This is a genomic window from Microcoleus sp. AT8-B5 (genome assembly GCF_036705565.1).
Lineage (GTDB): Bacteria > Cyanobacteriota > Cyanobacteriia > Cyanobacteriales > Microcoleaceae > Microcoleus.
The window spans coordinates 1-18,692 of the sequence record NZ_JAUBUY010000048.1 but is presented as its reverse complement, the minus strand read 5'-3'; the positions used below and the strand labels follow the sequence as shown (position 1 = coordinate 18,692).

General features: G+C 44.7%; 18 protein-coding genes. 14 read left to right on the top strand and 4 right to left on the bottom strand.

All coding sequences use genetic code 11. The annotated features are described in order from the left end of the window. The first annotated feature begins 294 nt into the window (after nucleotides 1-294). The 6 genes from QUB39_RS24665 (at nucleotide 295) to QUB39_RS24640 (ending at nucleotide 7,144) form a co-directional block, all read left to right on the top strand. Complete coding sequence (locus QUB39_RS24665; RefSeq protein ID WP_333211191.1) at nucleotides 295-1,155, top strand: formate/nitrite transporter family protein; 861 nt, start codon at nucleotides 295-297, stop codon at nucleotides 1,153-1,155. A 93-nt stretch (nucleotides 1,156-1,248) separates the two neighbouring features. Continuing rightward, nucleotides 1,249-1,863 (top strand): hypothetical protein, encoded by a 615-nt coding sequence (locus tag QUB39_RS24660; RefSeq protein WP_333211189.1) that lies wholly within the window; start codon nucleotides 1,249-1,251, stop codon nucleotides 1,861-1,863. Between the two features lie 247 nt (nucleotides 1,864-2,110). Next, nucleotides 2,111-3,151 (top strand): hypothetical protein, encoded by a 1,041-nt coding sequence (locus QUB39_RS24655; protein ID WP_333211187.1) that lies wholly within the window; start codon nucleotides 2,111-2,113, stop codon nucleotides 3,149-3,151. A 347-nt stretch (nucleotides 3,152-3,498) separates the two neighbouring features. Then, nucleotides 3,499-4,338, top strand: coding sequence for a hypothetical protein (locus tag QUB39_RS24650; RefSeq protein ID WP_333211185.1), 840 nt, complete (start codon nucleotides 3,499-3,501; stop codon nucleotides 4,336-4,338). A 185-nt stretch (nucleotides 4,339-4,523) separates the two neighbouring features. Next, the gene (locus tag QUB39_RS24645) at nucleotides 4,524-5,090 is read left to right on the top strand and encodes a DUF3611 family protein (RefSeq protein WP_333053759.1); all 567 of its coding nucleotides are present in this window, start codon (nucleotides 4,524-4,526) and stop codon (nucleotides 5,088-5,090) included. A gap of 422 nt (nucleotides 5,091-5,512) precedes the next feature. Then, complete coding sequence (locus QUB39_RS24640) at nucleotides 5,513-7,144, top strand: alpha-amylase family protein (RefSeq protein ID WP_333211183.1); 1,632 nt, start codon at nucleotides 5,513-5,515, stop codon at nucleotides 7,142-7,144. A 23-nt stretch (nucleotides 7,145-7,167) separates the two neighbouring features. On the opposite strand, the gene QUB39_RS24635 is transcribed toward QUB39_RS24640, so the two are convergent. Both QUB39_RS24635 and QUB39_RS24630 read right to left on the bottom strand, forming a co-directional pair. Next, nucleotides 7,168-8,133, bottom strand: a complete 966-nt coding sequence (locus tag QUB39_RS24635; protein ID WP_333053761.1) for an S-layer homology domain-containing protein — start codon at nucleotides 8,131-8,133, stop codon at nucleotides 7,168-7,170. Nucleotides 8,134-8,183: 50 nt separating this feature from the next. Then, nucleotides 8,184-9,107, bottom strand: a complete 924-nt coding sequence (locus QUB39_RS24630; protein WP_333053762.1) for a DUF2382 domain-containing protein — start codon at nucleotides 9,105-9,107, stop codon at nucleotides 8,184-8,186. A 505-nt stretch (nucleotides 9,108-9,612) separates the two neighbouring features. On the opposite strand from QUB39_RS24630, the gene QUB39_RS24625 reads away from it, so the two are divergent. The 7 genes from QUB39_RS24625 to QUB39_RS24595 all read left to right on the top strand — a co-directional run bounded on the left by QUB39_RS24625 (nucleotide 9,613) and on the right by QUB39_RS24595 (nucleotide 16,381). Beyond that, the gene (locus QUB39_RS24625) at nucleotides 9,613-10,224 is read left to right on the top strand and encodes a hypothetical protein (protein ID WP_333053763.1); all 612 of its coding nucleotides are present in this window, start codon (nucleotides 9,613-9,615) and stop codon (nucleotides 10,222-10,224) included. Between the two features lie 254 nt (nucleotides 10,225-10,478). Then, nucleotides 10,479-11,750 (top strand): RNA-guided endonuclease IscB, encoded by a 1,272-nt coding sequence (gene iscB / locus QUB39_RS24620; protein ID WP_333053764.1) that lies wholly within the window; start codon nucleotides 10,479-10,481, stop codon nucleotides 11,748-11,750. 135 nt (nucleotides 11,751-11,885) lie between these two features. Beyond that, nucleotides 11,886-12,437 (top strand): SH3 domain-containing protein, encoded by a 552-nt coding sequence (locus tag QUB39_RS24615; RefSeq protein ID WP_333053765.1) that lies wholly within the window; start codon nucleotides 11,886-11,888, stop codon nucleotides 12,435-12,437. A gap of 14 nt (nucleotides 12,438-12,451) precedes the next feature. Next, complete coding sequence (locus QUB39_RS24610; RefSeq protein WP_333211180.1) at nucleotides 12,452-13,573, top strand: hypothetical protein; 1,122 nt, start codon at nucleotides 12,452-12,454, stop codon at nucleotides 13,571-13,573. 170 nt (nucleotides 13,574-13,743) lie between these two features. Beyond that, entirely contained in the window at nucleotides 13,744-14,748 is a 1,005-nt protein-coding gene (locus QUB39_RS24605) for a mechanosensitive ion channel family protein (protein ID WP_333053768.1), read from the top strand. Beyond that, entirely contained in the window at nucleotides 14,745-16,070 is a 1,326-nt protein-coding gene (locus QUB39_RS24600) for a DUF2254 domain-containing protein (RefSeq protein WP_333211178.1), read from the top strand. The genes QUB39_RS24605 and QUB39_RS24600 overlap by 4 nt, the downstream gene beginning before the upstream one ends. 17 nt (nucleotides 16,071-16,087) lie before the next feature. Beyond that, nucleotides 16,088-16,381: a hypothetical protein gene (locus tag QUB39_RS24595; RefSeq protein WP_333211176.1), complete on the top strand. Its 294-nt coding sequence runs from the start codon at nucleotides 16,088-16,090 to the stop codon at nucleotides 16,379-16,381. Nucleotides 16,382-16,435: 54 nt separating this feature from the next. Here the strand turns inward: QUB39_RS24595 and QUB39_RS24590 are convergent, their stop codons facing one another. After that, nucleotides 16,436-16,603 (bottom strand): type II toxin-antitoxin system HicB family antitoxin, encoded by a 168-nt coding sequence (locus QUB39_RS24590; RefSeq protein WP_333211174.1) that lies wholly within the window; start codon nucleotides 16,601-16,603, stop codon nucleotides 16,436-16,438. 548 nt (nucleotides 16,604-17,151) lie between these two features. Then, nucleotides 17,152-17,892 (bottom strand): calcium-binding protein, encoded by a 741-nt coding sequence (locus tag QUB39_RS24585; RefSeq protein WP_333211172.1) that lies wholly within the window; start codon nucleotides 17,890-17,892, stop codon nucleotides 17,152-17,154. A gap of 215 nt (nucleotides 17,893-18,107) precedes the next feature. Here QUB39_RS24585 and QUB39_RS24580 point away from each other — a divergent pair, with 215 nt between their 5' ends. Next, nucleotides 18,108-18,641, top strand: a complete 534-nt coding sequence (locus QUB39_RS24580) for a hypothetical protein (RefSeq protein ID WP_333211170.1) — start codon at nucleotides 18,108-18,110, stop codon at nucleotides 18,639-18,641. The last annotated feature ends 51 nt before the right edge of the window (nucleotides 18,642-18,692 follow it).

Genomic DNA, 18,692 nt, shown 5'->3' with positions numbered 1-18,692 from the left:
TTAATTTTGTACAAAGATGCCTCCTAACACTGCCACTCTTACATTTTCACCCTACACATCTGTATGGCAAAGATTGTGCAAAATTAAAGCAAATAGCGGAATATCTTACTTAAGATATATTGCTTTTACATTCAATTTTAAAATCACCAAACTTAAGATAGATGTTGCACAACTATTTTTTCTCTACAGACACTTTTTAGAAAAACCCAAAGCTCATTCTCAGGTTAGGCGCGTCGCTATTGTTTAGTTTGTATGCTGAGAACTACGAAGTTCATATAATTTAACAAGAGCGAGATGACACAAAATAGCGATCGAGCCAGCGAAGCAATAGAATTGCTGGGTCAACAAAAGTTGGAACTAAGCGATCGCGATCGTGAAGAGATAATTGAGCGCATCCGTCCCACTGCCTTAATCATTCACGAAACGATTAGGGTTGAGGGTGAAAGTGAGTTGTGCCGTCCAGTTTCAGCCCTAGCTTGGTCTGGATTAGCTGCAGGACTATCTATGGGATTTTCCCTGGTGGCTCAAGGTGTACTCCAAGCAAATTTACCCCAGCAATCTTGGAGTTCTATCATTGTCAGCCTTGGGTACAGTATCGGCTTTGTCATCGTGGTGATGGGGCGTCAGCAATTGTTCACTGAAAATACTCTGACAGTCATTCTGCCTTTGTTAAACGATCGCAGACCCAAAGTTTTTATGCGAGTGCTGCGATTATGGGGAATTGTCTTAGCAAGCAATTTGTTCGGTGCATTCATATTTGCCTCAATAGTTGCACAGCCTGGAGTCTTCCCGCCTGAATTTCAAAAAGCGTTTGGCGAAATAGGTTTAAGAGTTATCGATGGAGGATTTTGGATAACTTTATTGCGGGCAATCTTTGCGGGTTGGTTAATTGCTTTAATGGTCTGGCTTCTCCCCGCCGCTGAGTCTTCCCAACTGTGGGTAATTGTGATCATCACTTCCCTGGTTGGGCTAGGTGAATTTCCTCATATTATTGCCGGATCGGTGGAAGTTTTCTATGCAGTGGCAATTAAAGCTGTTTCCTGGCCAGAATATTTTGGCAAATTCATGATACCTACCCTAATTGGTAATATTTTAGGCGGAGTTACCTTAGTGGCTGCCTTAAACCATGCCCAAGTTGCTCAAGATGACCTCTAGAAATTGAGCTAAAATAAACCACATTAAGGGCATGGAGAACCCCGATTTCTCTAAGAAGTCGGGGATGTGCGATCTTAAGATAGAAGGAGAGTGATGATGACTACAAACTGGCGTGGCTATCGAGTTGCAGCTTGGGTAGGACAGGCGTTATTAACAATAGCAGTAATAGCTGCTCTGAGTCAGGGAAAATGGCAAAATGCCTTGGGGTTAGCCTTATTCTTAGTAGCATCCCTGGCGTTTGTGGTGATGGTCGATCGCTTGCCAACGCTGTTTGATTTCCTGTTTGTGCTTGCTGCCTTACTCAACGCCGGAGGCTGGGTTTTCGGACTGTTTTACCAACCGGGACCTTATGATGAAATTGTTCATGCTTTCACGACTTTTGCCGTGACTTTAGCATTGAGTTTTTTAGCATACAGTTCAATGCTGACTATTTTTCGCAACCATAAACTGCTGTACTTGCTAACAATAACCAGTTTTGGGATTGCGATTGGTGCTTTGTGGGAAATTACCGAGTGGACGGCTGGTATTGTTCTCTCAACCGAAGTGATTGGGAGCCTGGATGATACGATTATTGATTTAATTATGGATAGTTTGGGAGCTGCAATAGCTGCCATAACGGGCTTATGGACGTTGCAAGAATGGATGCGCCCCAGTGCGACAGTGGGGAATCAAGCATCTATCGCCAATAGTCCGAGCGATCGCACTTAACTGAACTGAAAGGAATATTATCATTTTTTCTTCAATCATCTTTCATCAGATAGATATTTTCTTATTGCCTCCGACAGATGGCAAGCTTTGGAGACTTGAGGTTAAATGGATATATAAGCAACATTTTGAAAGAATGTAGAACGTAGAACACAGACAATCGACCTTGAGCCAAAGTAAATTTTTAATAATTTAAATTTTCTTTTCACATTACTGCAAGAGGTTGGTTGTTGCGATTTAGGAGGATTTTATGAAAATAAAATCATTTTCAACGGCAATTGGACTGGTTCTGTTGGGTTCAACTATTTATTTACCGGAAATTGCCCTAGCTAGCGCCAAACCCTCTATCCAAGTAGCTCAACGAAGAGTAGTCGGCTCGGATATAGACAGTTTTACCGCGTATCCAGTACAGCGATTAGATCCGGGAACTCAACTCTTTTTCGTGCTGCGAGGAACCCCGTATTCTAGAGCTACCTTGACTATCCCAAATGCAGTGCAAAATCTGCCGATGCGGGAGGTTCAACCCGGAGTTTACGAGGCAAACTACATGATTCGCGAGGGCGATCGTATTTCCGAAAATACAGTTGTGCGGGCAAATTTGCAACAAGGCGATCGCATCAGCAGCACCCGCTTGCAACAACCTCTAGTAGCTGGTTATAGCGATCGCCGCTTTCAATCTTTGTCTATTAACCGCTTCACTGCTCAATCCGTACCGCAGTTAGAGCCGGGAACCACGCTCAATTTCAAATTGCTCGGCACTCCCAACGCTACAGCTAATTTCTCCATTGAAGGAGTTGCTTATAACATTCCCATGCGGGAAGAATCCAACGGCGTTTACACAGGGGAATATACGATCCGCAGCCAAGATTATTTCCCCCCTGCAGGTGCGGCGGTTACTGCTAGTTTGCAGTCGGGAAATCAAGTTATTCGTTCCCGTTTAGATCGAGAACTAATTGCTGGCGATGATGGCAGTTCCAACACTGCCGAAATCCCGCTAGAAATTATCACTCCCGAAGAAAATGCTCGCGTCAGCGGGACGGTTGAAGTGGAAGGACGCAGCGCCCCAAATGCGACAGTTAATGTCAACGTTCAGGCTACCTCTTCTGTGGCAGGTTTATTTGGAGTTGAACGAAATATCCTCGAACGCACAATTCGGGCGGATGAACAAGGTAAATTCAGCTTTGCTTTTAAGCCGACCATTTCTTTACCAGGAACCCGATACGAGGTGAATCTCACTTCTAGCAGAGGCGATCGCACCAGCGAAGAAACTTTGGTACTGTTTCAAAATTGAGCGGTGACTCGCGACTATTTGCCCGCGCAAAATCGGGCACACCTGACTAAATTTGAAAGATTCCATCAGGAGATATCTATGTATCAACTAAAAAATCCCTGAAAAAAAACGCCAGGGATATTACAAATCATCTCTGGCAGTTTATTAATCGGTATGCCAACCATGCCTCTTGTTGCATCAGCAACTCCTCAGATGAAACGACTAAATAGGATGGCAATTAAGGAGTTTTAAGAGTTCACCCTGACGGTCAAGTGTTTTTGAATTAGGCTATAAAAAAACCCGGTTTTAAACACAAATTCTGTAGCTTCATCAACAAAATAAACAGAAAAAATCAAGGAGGTTTTTCAATGGTTAATAATCGTTTGAACAATTACACTCAAAAGCTCTCGAATGCTAAGGGAGGAGCGATCGCCCTCGCACTAGCAGCTATCCTGCTTCCGGCTTGTACTACCCCACAGCGACAAGCAACGGCACCTGCACCTGCACCTGCAACACCCGGTACGGTTCCCACGACAACCGAGAATGTGGTTGATAACACAGCACAACTGCTTGGCAAAACTGTGACCATCAGAAGCGAACCAGTCAAAAAATTGGGGCCATCGACCTTTACAGTTAGCGATAAGGAGTTTTTTAGCACCGAATCGATTTTGGTTGTCAATGCCACCGGCAAGCCCTTTGTGCTGCCGACTGAATCAGATCAAGAAGTTCAAGTAACAGGAACAGTTCGCAATTTTGTCCTTGCAGATATTGAGCGCGAGTACAAATTAGGCTTAGAGCCAAACTTGTACGCTGAGTACGAAAGTAAACCTGCGATCGTTGCACAATCGATGGCGCTAGCCCCCACACCGGGTGAACTCACCTCAAACCCCCAAAAATACTACGGCAAGACACTGGCGGTGAGCGGTGAAGTCGAAAGCCTCAGAAGTCCAAACTCGTTCACTTTGGATGAAGACAAATTAATTGGCGGACAAGACTTGTTAGTGATACACACAGTTCCAAAACCAACCGTGCAAGAAGGTGAGAAGGTTGCCGTAACCGGCGAGTTGCGTTCGTTTGTCGTCGCTGAACTTGAGCGGGACTACGATCTGCAATGGGATTTGACCTTGAAGCAGAAGCTAGAAGCCGAGTATACCAACAAACCTGTCTTAGTTGCTACAGGAGTATATCCGTCAGCCATTCCTCAGTAACCAATACACCTCTCTCATAACTACTGCGGGGAGTAGGGGTTAGGCATCCTGTCCTGCCCTTAACCGAGTTTTCTGCAGAAGTCTAATAGCTAACCACCAGGCGATCGCTTGCGACAGGAAGACAAGCAGAACCTCTTTCTTACCTCGTTTATTTTGATGCTCAATTCAGCAATAAGGTGGATATAATGAATCAACCAGAATCCGTGCCGCAACCGCTGACCCAAAGCGAATTCGTCGCAACTTTTCGCTTGTTTAGTAGATTTAGCTTCTGGATACAGTTATTCTTGGGTGCTGTTTCCGGCATTGTTTTATTATTTGCTATGTTGGGTCGCAACATGGGCGAACAAACCAATAATGCAGGTATTGGTTTCGGGGTAGTTTTAGCAATAGTGGGCCTGTTATTGCTGGCGTTTAGAATATTTTGGGATTTTCGCTATCGGCTTTTAGGCCGACTTTTGCACGCCGAAAATTCCCAGGTATATCCCAGCAAAGAACATATTACTCACACCTTACGGATTGGATTAGTTTCTAGTTTGGTGGGGGTATTAATCGCGTTTGTCGCATCTGAAGAAACAGTGGCTGTAGTCCTAGCAAAAACTCTGAGTCAACCGCAAGCGCTCGCAGCTTATACGCCAGAAAATGTGATTCGTTCTCTAGATATTTTTGTGACGATGGCAAACGTCAATCTGATTGGCGCTCACTTTTTTGGAGCTGTTACTTCTCTTGGGTTACTCAATTGGGTAGAAGAGTAGTTGGCACCATGGGCGATCGCTAAAGGCAAACACAACTTCTATGTCCTTATGATTGACAAGGCCTGGCCGATTTAACTAAGGTTGGTGGCGAAAGCACTGCCTTGGCTCCCAGAGAGCGAAGACAGTGCAGCTACAAGCTAAACAAGTTGGCTATTTGCATGAACATCTAATCGGAAATAGCGATCGCTCCTGCTAATGGTAGTCAGTCTGAGCAACCATTTTTTTTCGTAATTGATTTATTATAGCGACAGATATTTCATCGAGCTTGAGATGGATAGATTTTGAATCTGGACAAACAAAACTTAGGCTCATATTCCTAAAGATGAGCTATAGCCGTGGAATTCAGCTTCCTAAATAGCCCTGTGGCAGGGTTTCTGAACAAAGCCATTTCCAACAGTTTCTCTATTAAGAAATTTACTGCAATGAAAGACCTCTGGTATAAAAACGCAATTGTCTACTCCCTCGATGTTGAAACCTTCATGGACTCGGACGGGGATGGTGTCGGCGACTTTCATGGACTGATCAACCGTCTAGACTATTTATCCGCGCTAGGAATTACTTGTTTGTGGTTGCTGCCGTTTTATCCTTCCCCTAACCGGGACAATGGTTACGACGTGATGGATTACTACAACATTGATCCGCGACTGGGAACCCTGGGAGATTTTGTCGAGTTCATGCACCAAGCAAGGGAACGAGGCATTCGCGTACTGATCGATATGGTAGTAAATCATACGTCCAATCAGCATCCTTGGTTTGTGGCAGCCAAAAGCGATAAAAACTCCAAGTATCGCGATTACTATGTGTGGTCAGAAAATCCACCCAAAACTGATCCAGAACAACTGATATTTCCCGATGTCGAGGACAGTATTTGGGAGTACGATGAACAAGCAAAAGCTTACTATTTGCATCACTTCTATAAAGAACAGCCAGATTTGAATATTGGCAATCCGGCTGTACGAGAAGAAATATGCAAAATTATGGGTTTCTGGCTAGAACTGGGCGTGTCTGGATTTCGCATTGATGCTGTTCCGTTTTTAATTAAAGGAATTGGCATCGAAGGTGCAGACCCCGAAAAGCTGCGAGGTTTCTTGGAAGAAATGAGAGATTTTGTGTCATCGCGTCAGGGTGATGCTGTGTTGCTGGCAGAAGCAAATGTCGATCGCGAGCAAATTTCTATCTACTTTGCTAAGGGCGACAGAATGCACATCCTGTTCAACTTTTTGCTGAACCAGCATCTGTTTTTGGCCCTGGCGCGTCAAGAATCCACAGCATTGCGCGAGGGACTAAAAACCTTACCGGATATTCCTGATATTTGTCAGTGGCTTAATTTTGTGCGCCACCATGATGAACTGACGCTAGATCGCATTACTTCATCGGAACGAGAGGAAATTTTTGCAGCATTTGCGCCTGAGAAAACTATGCAAATTTTCGGGCGCGGGATTCGTCGCCGCTTACCACCGATGATGGGAGGATCTCGTCGCCGGATTGAACTTGTCTACAGCTTGCTGTTCACCCTGCCTGGTACACCCATGCTGCGCTATGGGGAAGAAATTGGCATGGGGGATGACCTTTCGCTGGAAGGTAGAGACAGCGTTCGCACGGTGATGCAATGGTCAGATGCAGCGAATGGTGGCTTCTCGACGGCTGCAACTGATACTCTTGCCAGACCTGCGATCGCCCACGGAGAATACGGTTACAAACAAGTCAATGTCACCGCAGCGCAGCGCGATCCTGGCTCATTAATTAACTGGATGGAACGTGCAATCAGCATCCGCAAGCAATGTCCTGAGTTGGGTAGGGGCAAGTGGCACCTTCTGGAAACCGACTCTCCCTCGGTGTTAGCCCACTGCTGCGACTGGCAAGGCAGGACGGTGATTGCTGTCCACAATCTAGCGGACAAACCTTGTACCGCTACGCTCAAATCTAACGAATACAGCAATCTGTGCGACTTATTTGGCGATCGGCTCTATGAATCTCTCGATGCCGAATCGCCATCTATTCCCTTAGAAGCCTACGGCTATCGCTGGTTTCGAGTCAATCGAATCCAGGGGTAAAAAAGTTAATGTTGAGGGAAGAACTAGCGACGTGGGCTCGTAGGAATGTACTTAGCAGTATTCTTGTCTGGAAGCGGTTGTATCTGACCTTGATTGACCAAAGCTTGATGAATTAGGGCAGTAGCACTACCCCGACTCAGCAACTCGTTCGGATTAAGAGCTCTGGGATCTGGATAGTTGACCACTATCTTTGCCTTTGTCGCTGCTGCCACTGGCTCAACCGCATATTTAGGAAGTTTCTCGGCATCTTTATAGTACGACTTGAGAAAATCTAATGCTGAATTTTTAGCAGGCGCAGTTGCAGCTTTTGTCGTTGTTGGTGGAACAGTCTTAGCCGGTTTAGGTGTGGGGGCCGCCCCAGGCTGCAGCCTTGCGACTACAGGTAATAACGGCTGCATCAAAACAGTCGCTGCGAGGGGAAATGCCAAACGGTTCCTAGCAATTCGACGTTTATTTACTGGAGTTTGCCTTGCTGGAGTTGCAGCAGCTCGATCGGTTTTGACAACAGGGGGATTGTAATCCATATTTAAACCCCTCATTAACACAACTAATGCTTGTGCCTTAGTCAAGGACTGCTTCGGACGAAACTCATTTCCGGGAAAATCATTCATAAATCCCGTTTCATAAGCTTCTTGAATCGGAGTTTCTGCCCAGTAGTTTTTAGGCACATCCTTAAAGTAACTTCCACTCGGTATCTTTCTAACGCTGGCTCGATTAAAAGCTTGGCGGATCATCGCCGAAAATTCATCCCGATCCACAGCCTGTTTGGGTCTAAAAGTTCCGTCTAGATATCCGGTAACAATCTCTTTTTCAGCTAAGGAATCAATAAACGGACGCGCCCAGTAATTCGGCGGTACATCAGGAAATTTCGATTTAGCTTGTTGAGCAGCAACTTGCTGGGAAGTTAGCACAAAGCCAGTGCCACTGACACTAATTGCTAAAGCTAAAAAGGCTACGCTGATTGACGGTAAATGCCTGCGATTAGTCATGATAAATTTCCTCCTGATTTTTGCATTTTTAACGATACTATTTGGCTGAGTTAAAGCGGATTACGTTTTTTTCTATCCGATTCCCATTCTGTTTTTACAACATCTAACTCTTCGCGACGTACTGTGTCTGTTGCCTCAACCGTATCTTGCTCAACTTCTTTTCTGATTTGCACTTCCTCGCGCACGAACGCTTGCTTTTTGATATTGACGGTTTCTTCGTAGATTTCCAAATGTGCCATTTCTTCTTGATTGAAGGCGGTATCTGGAGTTACGCGACTCCCTACATATTCGGGAGTTGTGTGCTCAATCACAACTCGCTCTTTTTCTACAGGAACTTCCAGTTGTACCGTTTTGGTCTCAACTTGTTTGCCAATTATTACCTCGCCTGTTTTGCGACGGGTTTTATCTGCAACTAATCGTTCTTCGTACAGTTTGAGTTTTTGATGATCCTGTTCGTTCATCTGATACAATTGGGGCTCTCGCTCGTAAGTATAGGTATCCCGGTCATAAGCAGGATTACTAGCTTGAGGCAAGACAGAATGCGTTGTAGAAACTGGAACGGGTGCTTCTAAAGGTAATGATGCTTCTACTGGTACAGACGCTTCTACTGTTGAAGTTCGATAAATACCCCGCACTTGTTCTTCATAATCGTAATCAACTGCCATCCCATGCTCATACCTGGGTAGTTTTTCCACTTTGTCTTTACTCTGCAAACCTGTAGCGTAAACACGCCGCCCATTAAAATCAATGTGACAAAGAGCGATGGGAAGTAAAACTTTTTTGTCAAAAATCCAAGAACCAGTCTCTACCACAAAATAGCGGCAACGTCCTGTCTCATCTACCAGCACAGTATCGATCGTGCCAATTTTATCATCGGTACTTCCGCCATACACATCCAGCCCTTTGATATCATCGTCCTCAAAAGCGGCTTGGCGGTAGTTGGGATTAAAATCCTCAATTTTGTAAAGTAACATTGTTGTTTCCTGTACTATCTACATCAACTTGTGTACCTACTTTAGATAGATATCAGGTCTAATACTTCCTTCTTATGAATGATTCAGCAAATTGAGAATCATCAAAATAGCGATAATTTTTTATATTTTTCTATCTTTAGGTAGATGAATTTAGGATTCCTGTACTCAAAAGGGTGAATTTATCTAATCATTCGTAGGTTGGGTGGAGCGAACCTACAACGTTTCTGCCAGCAAATATCACAAGGATTTATTAGGTTTTATTATCACCTTAACTATCACCTTAACTAGGGGATATCCTAGAAAATCAAGGGCATCTCTAAAGGATCTGCTGGTTTTTTTTTAAAGGAAATTTCCATTTTAGGATCGAAGTTACTACTTTTGATATTTAAAAATTTTAACTTAAAAAGATTATGCCCATCGGTAGATATTTTGGTAATGATGATTAAGTAAAATTAAATTACCTTCAAGAAAAAAAATGCTCACGTAACGCAGGGGTTAATCTTTTATGACTTATCCAGATCGATCGGGCAGTCCACTCACTGAGCCTACAATCGTCAATCCGCTGGTGGATTACCACGATCGAGTGAGGTGGGGGCCAATTTTGGCAGGAATTGCGATCGCTCTGGGTACTCAACTAATTTTAAGCGCTTTGGGAATGGCGATCGGATTAACCGCAGGTGCAACAGGCGCGGATGCAGGTTCCGTTGGTATTGGGGTCGTAATTTGGTCGATTATCAGTTTGCTGATTTCCCTTTTTTTAGGCGGTTGGGTGATGGCTCAAAGCTGCGGCCCGATGACCAAGAAAACAGCATTTTTGAATGCAGCAATTCTTTGGGGAGCTACATTAGCACTTAGTGCTTGGTTATTAGGAAGCGGGATATCGGGTGCTGTTGGCGCTGCCGCTGCTAATGCTGGAGAAATTGCCAATCAAGTACAACAACAGGGCGGCGTTAATATACCCAATCAAGCCCAGAATGTAGGCCCAAATCAAGTTCGCGATATAGCTGGTAATACAGCTAAAGCTACTTGGTCTTTTCTACTTGGCTCTTTGCTGAGTTTGGCAGCGGCAATGATGGGTGGTGCTGTTGGCGCTCGCAAACCTCGCGTTTATGCTTGATTAGCGGTCAACCACCCACCACTAATCGGAGTACCGATATAGTGGGGGCACAGAAATTGCCAAGTTGACCAGTCTAGGTGTTAAATCACTACGTTTAAGGCAAGTGTTAAAGACCTACCAGAGAATGCGTTGCTAGTTCTCTGCTCTAGAACTTAAAAGTTAAACAGGTGTAAGGGTTAAGCCAGTGCTTTTAAGATAGTTACCGACCTTAAACATTGACGAAGCTAACATTACCCCGAAAGGGAGGACTTAAAATGTCTAACTTTGTTTTTGTACTAGATACCCAAAAACGACCGCTCAATCCAATCCACCCAGGAATGGCCCGTAAATTGCTAACTAATGGCAAAGCTGCTGTTTTTAAAGGGTATCCATTCACACTAATTCTCAAGGTAGAGGTAACAGCAACCCAAAAACCAATCACTCTCAAAATAGACCCTGGCTCTCAAACCACTGGGTTCGCATTACTGCAAGGAGAAAAAGTAATCTTTGGCGCAGAACTGACTCACCGAGGTCAAGCTATTAAAGCCAGCCTTGAATCTCGTCGTTCATTACGTAGAGTCCGGAGAAATCGCCATACTCGTTATCGTCCAGCTAGATTCCTAAATAGAACTCGCCTTAAAGGTTGGCTAGCCCCAAGTTTGCAACATCGCGTTGAAACAACTATAACATGGGTGACTAAATTGATGAAAGTAGCCCCCATTGTTTCTATTGTTCAAGAACTTGTGCGGTTTGACTTACAACAATTAGAAAACCCGGAAATTTCTGGAATTGAGTACCAACAAGGCGTTTTGTGTGGCTACGAGGTTCGGGAATATTTGCTCAACAAGTGGGAGAGAAAGTGTGCTTACTGTGGTATTACAAATACACCATTACAAGTCGAACATATTCATCCCAAAGCTAAGGGTGGTTCTAATCGCATTTCTAATCTTTGCCTTGCTTGTGAAAAGTGCAATATCAAGAAAGGAACTCAAAATATAGAGCAATTCCTGTCTAAAAAGCCAGATGTTTTAAAACGGGTTTTGTCTCAAGCAAAGCGTTCTTTAAAAGATGCGACAGCCGTCAATTCAACTCGTTGGGCATTATTTAATCGGCTTAGCATGATTGGTTTGCCTGTTTCTACTGGCAGTGGTGGCTTAACAAAGTTCAATCGCACTCGATTAAGTCTAGCTAAAACTCACTGGTTAGATGCAGCTTGTGTTGGGAACGTTGAATCGCTGAAAATTTTAACAAACAAGCCGTTGTTAATTAAAGCTACTGGGCATGGGACGCGCCAAATGTGTCGTACCGATAAGTTTGGATTTCCATGTCGCTATGTTCCCCGGCTTAAGTTTGTTAAAGGTTTTCAAACTGGAGATATTGTCAAAGCAATCGTTACTTCTGGCAAGAAAGTTGGTAAATATGTTGGGCGTGTTGCCGTCAGAACAAGTGGTTCGTTTAATATTTCCGCATCAGAATTGGTGTCGGGGGTTAGCCACAAATATTGTTCAATTATTCACAGAAAGGATGGTTATTCGTATGCAGCATAAACCTTGCCCCCCTTGGACTCCCACCACGCTCCCTGAGTACAGGTGAGCGTGGGGGTCTCCAAGGGGGAAGACAGATGAACAAGCTAAAAACCTTTTCTAAGGTTTTGGCATAGAGATTTAAAAGGAGATAAAGCGATGCAACAGCAGAGTATCTGGCAAAAATATACCAGGTTAACAAGTTCGATCTTGTTAACGGCAACGGTATTAGTTGCTCCCTCGTTCGCCGCTAATACAAATCAAAAACAGATTCAAGGTGACTATCTACTAGCGCAAGCTTCAGACAACTGTCGCCAGGTTATTGCGAGGAATGGCCTTAATGTTCGGCGACAACCGACGGCTAACAGCGAAGCGGTTGGTATCATCGGTTCCGCACGAAATGTGACGATTCAAAATCTTGGTGAGAATGGCTGGGTACCAATTTCAGCCCCGCTACAAGGCTACGTATATGGTGGTTTTCTCGGAGCGTGTGAAGCCGCAACCGCCCCGCCTCCTACTGACTGCCGCCAAGTTGCAGCAGCCAGAGGAATTAATGTACATCAAGCACCTTCCACTGATGGGGAAAGGGTTGGAGTCGTCGCGAGTGGACGAAGAGTGACGATTGAAAGTATAGGAACAGATGGTTGGGTGCCGATTACAGTGCCTCTGAGAGGCTACGTCCAAGCTGAAAACCTGGCGTATTGTAGTTAATTGAAAAAACAGTGATGGATGACCAATCAAACCCCAAAAAAGAAACTAATTCACAGCAAAAACCTGGTTTGTTAAATTTCATTGCCGAGACAACAGAATCTGCACTGAATACAGGCAAAGCGGTTGTTGATACAGCAGTTGATTGGGGGGAAGCTGCTGCTAAACAAACTTATCGATTGATTGGACAAGCGACGCAAGGAACCGGAGATGCGGTAACTTATGTTGGCAATCTTCCCTTTGTTAAACAAGTGGCGGGGGTACTCAGGCTTGATTGGTTAGTTGGGGTCAGCGATCGCATCGACTTAGCCAAAGCCGAAGCTCAAGTCAATGAACTCCAACAAAAGTATCCCAATGAATATCCCAGCGAAATTGCCCATCGCATTATGGTGGAAAAAGCGATTCAAGCCGGTGGTGTCGGATTTGCTAGCAGCATTTTACCGGGTGTCGCGGCTGCACTGCTGGCGATCGATTTAGCGGCGACTACTGCGATTCAAACCGAAATGGTTTATGAAATTGCCGCCGCTTATGGGATGGATTTGCAACAGCCAGCCCGAAAAGGTGAGGTTTTGGCAATTTTTGGGTTAGCGCTCGGCGGTAGCAACGCCATGAGAGCTGGTTTGGGCTTTTTACGCAACGTACCGCTGGCTGGCGCGATGATTGGTGCGAGTACGAATGCTACGATGCTGTACGCGCTGGGATATGCGGCGCGCGAGTTTTACGAAGCCAAAGTGAGGGAAGAGACTGAAGAACCTGGAACCGAAACGCTGCAAGCGATTCAGCAACAAAGCGAGAAATATCTTGATGTGGCGATCGCCCAGCAAGCAGGAATGGATCAAATTATGGTTCACATGATTTTGGCAAGTTATCCCAACAAAAACTGGGAAGATATTCTGCCAGAATTGAAGGCATTGCAATTAAATGCCGATTCTCTCCAAAGGATTGCTGCTAACATCAAGTCCCCCAAACCATTGGGTGCATTGTTAGAGCAACTTAACCCGGACTTTGCAGTACCGCTATTAGCTCAATGCCGTCGCATTGCCGAAAATAGCGGAGAGGTTTCTGAAGCAGAACAGAGGGTGCTGGATGCGATCGCACAAAAACTCAACGGTGAAGATGTGGCTTCGATATCCACTTGAAAAAAATTGTTGGTGCGTTAGCTTTCGGCCTAACGAACCATCCCCAATATTTACTGGGGCTGTGTAAGTCCTAAATTAGTCTCACGTTAAAGTAATCTACAGCCTTAAGATAGAGTTTGACGTGGCTAATTTCACTACTATCAATAACGACTGATGCAAGAGGAACTTTTATGACAGCAGAAATATCTGGAGTCTGGGACAAGATTGAGAGCATGATCAATGACTTCATTGTCCTGCTGCCTAATATGATACTAGCGTTCCTTGTTTTCGGAATCTTTTTCTTTGTTGGGAGGTCAATTAAGAGAGCGGTCAGGCGGCTTACTCGCAACCACCGCCAATCCCGGAATTTGGGACTGGTTTTGGGAAGGTTAGCGCAGGGTATTACTGTTTTGGTTGGTCTGTTTATTGCCTTGTCGATTGTAATTCCCACATTTAGAGCAGGCGATTTGGTGCAACTGCTGGGAATTAGCGGGGTAGCGATTGGTTTTGCCTTTCGCGATATCTTACAAAACTTCCTAGCTGGTATCCTAATTCTGTTGACGGAACCGTTCCAAATCGATGACCAGATTGTGTTTAAAAACTTTGAGGGAACGGTAGAAAATATTGAAACTCGCGCTACAACAATCCGAACCTATGATGGTCGCCGGATTGTAATTCCCAATGCGGAATTGTTCACCAATTCTGTTATGGTGAATACCGCGTTTGATAAACGCCGGATGGAATACGACGTTGGTATCGGCTACGGGGATGATATTCACCGAGCCAAGGAGTTAATGATGGAAGCCATGCACAGTGTGGATGAGGTTTTGAATGACCCTGCTCCTGACGTGCTGCTGATGGAACTTGCAGGAAGTACCGTCAATATCCGCGCTCGATGGTGGATTGCTCCGCCGCGACGAATTGACGATTTGCGATCGCGCGACAAGGTACTTTCTGCGATTAAGGAAAAGCTGACTGCTAATGGCATCGACTTGCCCTTTCCTACGCAGCAAATTTTGTTTCACGACCAAACCGAAGAGACGGATGGCGATCGCAAACGTCAACGCGAAGGATGGCCCGCTGGTAATGGCGAAGTTCCCAAACCCCGCAGCATCAGCGGTTCTCTGCGACAACTAATTGAACAGCGATCGCAATCTGACGGCAACGGACAATCGCCACCCCACCACAACTCATGAAAAATGTCAAGTTAAGCAAAATTTGGGACTCGCTGCACTCTAGCTACTGGTTTATCCCAACCTTGATGGCGCTGGGGTCGATGATTTTGGCGATCGCCATGCTGACAATTGACCGCACGGGTAATATACCAAACTGGAGGTGGATTTACACGGGTGGAGCCGATGGTGCGCGAGCGGTTCTTTCATCGGTTGCCGGTTCAATGATCAGCGTTGTTGCTACAGCTTTTTCCATTACTATTGTGGCGCTTCAGTTGGCGAGCTCCAATTTTGGGCCCCGATTGCTGCGTAGTTTTATGCAGGATACGGGCAATCAAATCGTGCTTGGCACCTTCATTGCCACGTTTATTTACTGTTTACTCGTACTGCGAACCATTCATGCAGAAGGAGAAGGATACAGTCTCTTTGTACCCCAACTCTCGGTTACAGTTGGTACCGGATTGGCAATTGCCAGTATCGGCGTACTGATTTACTTTATCCATCACGCATCAACCATTATTCAAGCCTCCCATGTAATTACTCAGGTTAGTGGCGATTTAGACAAAGCTCTAGATCGTCTGTTTCCCGGAAAAATCGGAGAATGTAAACCGAACAACTCGCGAAAAGTGGGAGAAATTCCGGCAAATTTTGACTCGGAAGCAAGTCCAATCAAAGCCACTGGCGAGGGTTATTTGCAAGCAATCAATGACGAGGAATTAATGAAAATTTCCCGTCAGTACAATCTGCTTGTACGTCTTAAAACTCGACCGGGAAAGTTTATCGTCAAGGGTAGCGATGTAGCGATGGTTTTCCCGGAAAAACAGGTGAATCAAAGCCTGAAGAAAAAAATTAATGATGCTTTTATTCTGGGCAAAGAACGGAATGAATATCAAGATGTAGAATTTCCCATCGATCAGTTAGTGGAAATCGCCTTGCGTGCAATTTCTCCTGGTATCAACGATCCGTTTACTGCGATTCGGTGTATCGATCGACTCAGCGCCGGATTATCCCGCCTCGCTGAAAGGGATTTTCCCTCCCCCTATCGCTACGACGATGAACATAATTTGCGCGTCATTGTTGAAGGAGTGACGTTTGAAGGCTTAGTCAATACTGCATTTAACCAAATTCGCCAATACAGTAAATCAGACGTGGCGGTAACAATTCGCTTATTGGAAGCTATAGCTTGCATCGCCACTTACACCCGCAATTCCCAACAACGAGAAGCTTTACGCCGTCACGCGGAGATGATTTTAAATAGTAGCCGCGAACAAATCTCTCAGGAGCAAGACCAGAAAGATGTGCAAGAACGGTATCACCAAGTCATTAAAGCTTTAGCAGAGGATTAATTGGGTAGAGCAGAGTTATGGTAATAACAGCAGCTTTGCGATCGGCTCCTAATACTTTAGCTTTAACCGCGCTGAGTGCCATTGGTTTAGCGCTGACACATTTATTTTGCGGCAAGTTGCGGTTTGCCCCTATTCCTCGCAACCGCTGGCTTTCAGCAGCAAGTGGGGTTTCGGTAGCTTATGTTTTTGTGCATATTTTACCGGAATTAAATCTGCACCAAGGGGTATTAAAGCAAGTAGAATCAGGAGTTATTTCCTATCTAGAACACCACGTTTATTTAATAGCTTTGTTAGGATTGACTGTATTTTAAAGTCTAAACGCTCTAGTACGCGAATTACTTCGCTTACTTGATATTCTGGGCAACCTAGGCATAGCTAACCTCTATGCTAGTTACAAACCTAGGAGTGATTTCGTCGGGTAAAGGACACTCTTCGAGATAGAGCCTTGTACCTTCTTTGAGATTGGCGATCGCTTGTTCTATGGTTTCGCGTTGGTCAATTGTGCCGACTTCTGGACATTCGGCCATGTACATATCTTCTTCTTGTAAATGATGACTGTGAAGCTTTTAGTTTTCATTATATTTTTGCTTTCAGCATCAGAGGTTGCTTAGTTTCTATTTCCTAGTTTATCTTGGATGTAATTTTTTTGCAAGTACAGGGGAAGAGGCGCGATTCCCTACGGGATAGCTGCGCTTCACGCGCTTTGTGACAAGTTGGGACGTAAGGGCGATCGCCTTTTGGTTATTTCTCAATTGAAAAGCGATTGCTATATCATCAAAAAATGCGATTCGTCGCAGCCTATTTGCCTTCGCCGAATCGCCCCTTTCCTTAATGTTTATGAGCTATATCACTTTTGCTGAGTTGCATTTACTTACCTTGCTGCCAATTGGTTATCTACTTATTTTCAGTAGATTCTTCATTAGTAGTTAAAAAGTACACTAAAAATCAACGCGGGAAATAAGAGAGACAACAGGTTTTAACCTGTTGAGTCGGGTTTCATCCCCTCCATAAATCGCAGGGGTTTTCACCCTCCCACGTTATTTCCGATAGCGACAGGCTACCAGCCAGCATAGCAGAATCCTCAACTGCTGATAAAGTCCGCTGCTGTCAAGCTCGCTGGTGTTAGAGGAACCTGAGAAGTTGGCGATTTATCCACAAGTCCAATAATTCGACCAGTGGATTTAACTCGTAGAGCTAGATTTTGATCGGCACCAGCGCAGACGCCACAAAATGCATTCCAGGGTTCAAACTGCCTTTCCACGAAACGTGGATTCAACCCAGCAGTTTCAAATGTCAGGACTTCGATGTCAGCAAATGTCAGACCTTGTGGAAGTGCAATTTTGTCTTCCCCAGGGAAGAAGTCTTGCAGAAAATCTACTGTATTAGTAGCGACTTCATCTTGAAGGATAAACGTGTCTCGTCCAGCTCCTCCATTCAGAACATCAAAACCTAAATCTCCAGATAAAATGTCCGCACCGTCGCCACCCGATAGCTTGTCGTTATCACGCCCCCCAAACATTTGATCGTTGCCGCGTCCACCAATAAGGGTATCAGTGCCCGCATTCCCAAACAAAACGTCATCGTCAAGTCCACCGTCAAGAGTATCTGCATCTTTACCACCGTAGAGGGTATCGAACCCGCCCTCACCATCTAGTGTGTCACGACCCTGATTCCCGAACAGTTCATCATTGCCACCCAAGCCACGGATCCAGTCATTACCCCCCAAGCCGAACGTTCTGCGGCTGCCATCAGTATCACGAATGAAATCATCATCCTCTGTGCCTTGTGCATCGGGAGTATTTGCAATATTGATGTTAGCCATTGCTTCTTAAAAATTGCTTAAATTTATTGCGTCCTGATTTTTTAGCATATGTGAAAAATATACTCAAATCAAATCAAATCAATAGGATTTAGTAGGCATTTTTTTACCTTTCCTGATTTCTTTCAGTTGGATAAAGTAGGATTTAGTTGCTAAAGTATCAAACCGTAGGATAAAGTAGGATCGCAATAGGCAAAACCCAAACCCTGACTCGACCTATGGACGTTGAAGAAGTCTTAAAAGTGGCTGACGATCTCGTATTCGCTAAGACAGAAAAACACCTCAACCATCTACAAGAAGGTATATTGCGAGGCACTTGGCAACGCCAGAAATACCCAGAAATTGCCACCAACTGCCACCGTAGCGAAGCTCATGTCAAGAAAGTTGCAGCAAAATTATGGAAACTTCTATCAGAAACATTAGGTGAAGACATCAATCAATCTAACTTTGCATATACAGTGGAAAGATGGCTATTTTCGATAGTTTCATCACATTTTGGCGACAATGCACAAGTTGGTAAGTTTAAGGTTTGTGCAAACCATCCTGAATCCTTAGAAACCCCAAACTTAGAAAATAAAAATCAGGACACCTCTAGCAAAACTCAGCCCAAACAGCGATTAGACTTATCCGATGCACCAGAACCCAACCTATTCTATAACCGCACATCCGAACTCACCACCCTCGAAAACTGGATTTTAGGCCGCAACCGCCTCATCACCATCTTAGCGGGACTTAAACATAAAATACGATAAAAATAGGTTATAATGCTTACATAGCAAGCATATAACGTTAAAAAATGACCC

What these genes read in the sequence shown, in the direction of transcription:
- QUB39_RS24625 (WP_333053763.1), top strand. Translation starts at nt 9,613, where the DNA reads ATGACTTATCCAGATCGATCGGGCAGTCCACTCACTGAGCCTACAATC.
- QUB39_RS24610 (WP_333211180.1), top strand. Translation starts at nt 12,452, where the DNA reads ATGGATGACCAATCAAACCCCAAAAAAGAAACTAATTCACAGCAAAAA.
- QUB39_RS24630 (WP_333053762.1), bottom strand. Translation starts at nt 9,107, where the DNA reads ATGTTACTTTACAAAATTGAGGATTTTAATCCCAACTACCGCCAAGCC.
- QUB39_RS24585 (WP_333211172.1), bottom strand. Translation starts at nt 17,892, where the DNA reads ATGGCTAACATCAATATTGCAAATACTCCCGATGCACAAGGCACAGAG.
- QUB39_RS24640 (WP_333211183.1), top strand. Translation starts at nt 5,513, where the DNA reads ATGAAAGACCTCTGGTATAAAAACGCAATTGTCTACTCCCTCGATGTT.
- iscB (WP_333053764.1), top strand. Translation starts at nt 10,479, where the DNA reads ATGTCTAACTTTGTTTTTGTACTAGATACCCAAAAACGACCGCTCAAT.
- QUB39_RS24665 (WP_333211191.1), top strand. Translation starts at nt 295, where the DNA reads ATGACACAAAATAGCGATCGAGCCAGCGAAGCAATAGAATTGCTGGGT.
- QUB39_RS24660 (WP_333211189.1), top strand. Translation starts at nt 1,249, where the DNA reads ATGATGACTACAAACTGGCGTGGCTATCGAGTTGCAGCTTGGGTAGGA.
- QUB39_RS24600 (WP_333211178.1), top strand. Translation starts at nt 14,745, where the DNA reads ATGAAAAATGTCAAGTTAAGCAAAATTTGGGACTCGCTGCACTCTAGC.
- QUB39_RS24605 (WP_333053768.1), top strand. Translation starts at nt 13,744, where the DNA reads ATGACAGCAGAAATATCTGGAGTCTGGGACAAGATTGAGAGCATGATC.
- QUB39_RS24580 (WP_333211170.1), top strand. Translation starts at nt 18,108, where the DNA reads ATGGACGTTGAAGAAGTCTTAAAAGTGGCTGACGATCTCGTATTCGCT.
- QUB39_RS24645 (WP_333053759.1), top strand. Translation starts at nt 4,524, where the DNA reads ATGAATCAACCAGAATCCGTGCCGCAACCGCTGACCCAAAGCGAATTC.
- QUB39_RS24655 (WP_333211187.1), top strand. Translation starts at nt 2,111, where the DNA reads ATGAAAATAAAATCATTTTCAACGGCAATTGGACTGGTTCTGTTGGGT.
- QUB39_RS24635 (WP_333053761.1), bottom strand. Translation starts at nt 8,133, where the DNA reads ATGACTAATCGCAGGCATTTACCGTCAATCAGCGTAGCCTTTTTAGCT.
- QUB39_RS24650 (WP_333211185.1), top strand. Translation starts at nt 3,499, where the DNA reads ATGGTTAATAATCGTTTGAACAATTACACTCAAAAGCTCTCGAATGCT.
- QUB39_RS24615 (WP_333053765.1), top strand. Translation starts at nt 11,886, where the DNA reads ATGCAACAGCAGAGTATCTGGCAAAAATATACCAGGTTAACAAGTTCG.
- QUB39_RS24595 (WP_333211176.1), top strand. Translation starts at nt 16,088, where the DNA reads ATGGTAATAACAGCAGCTTTGCGATCGGCTCCTAATACTTTAGCTTTA.
- QUB39_RS24590 (WP_333211174.1), bottom strand. Translation starts at nt 16,603, where the DNA reads ATGTACATGGCCGAATGTCCAGAAGTCGGCACAATTGACCAACGCGAA.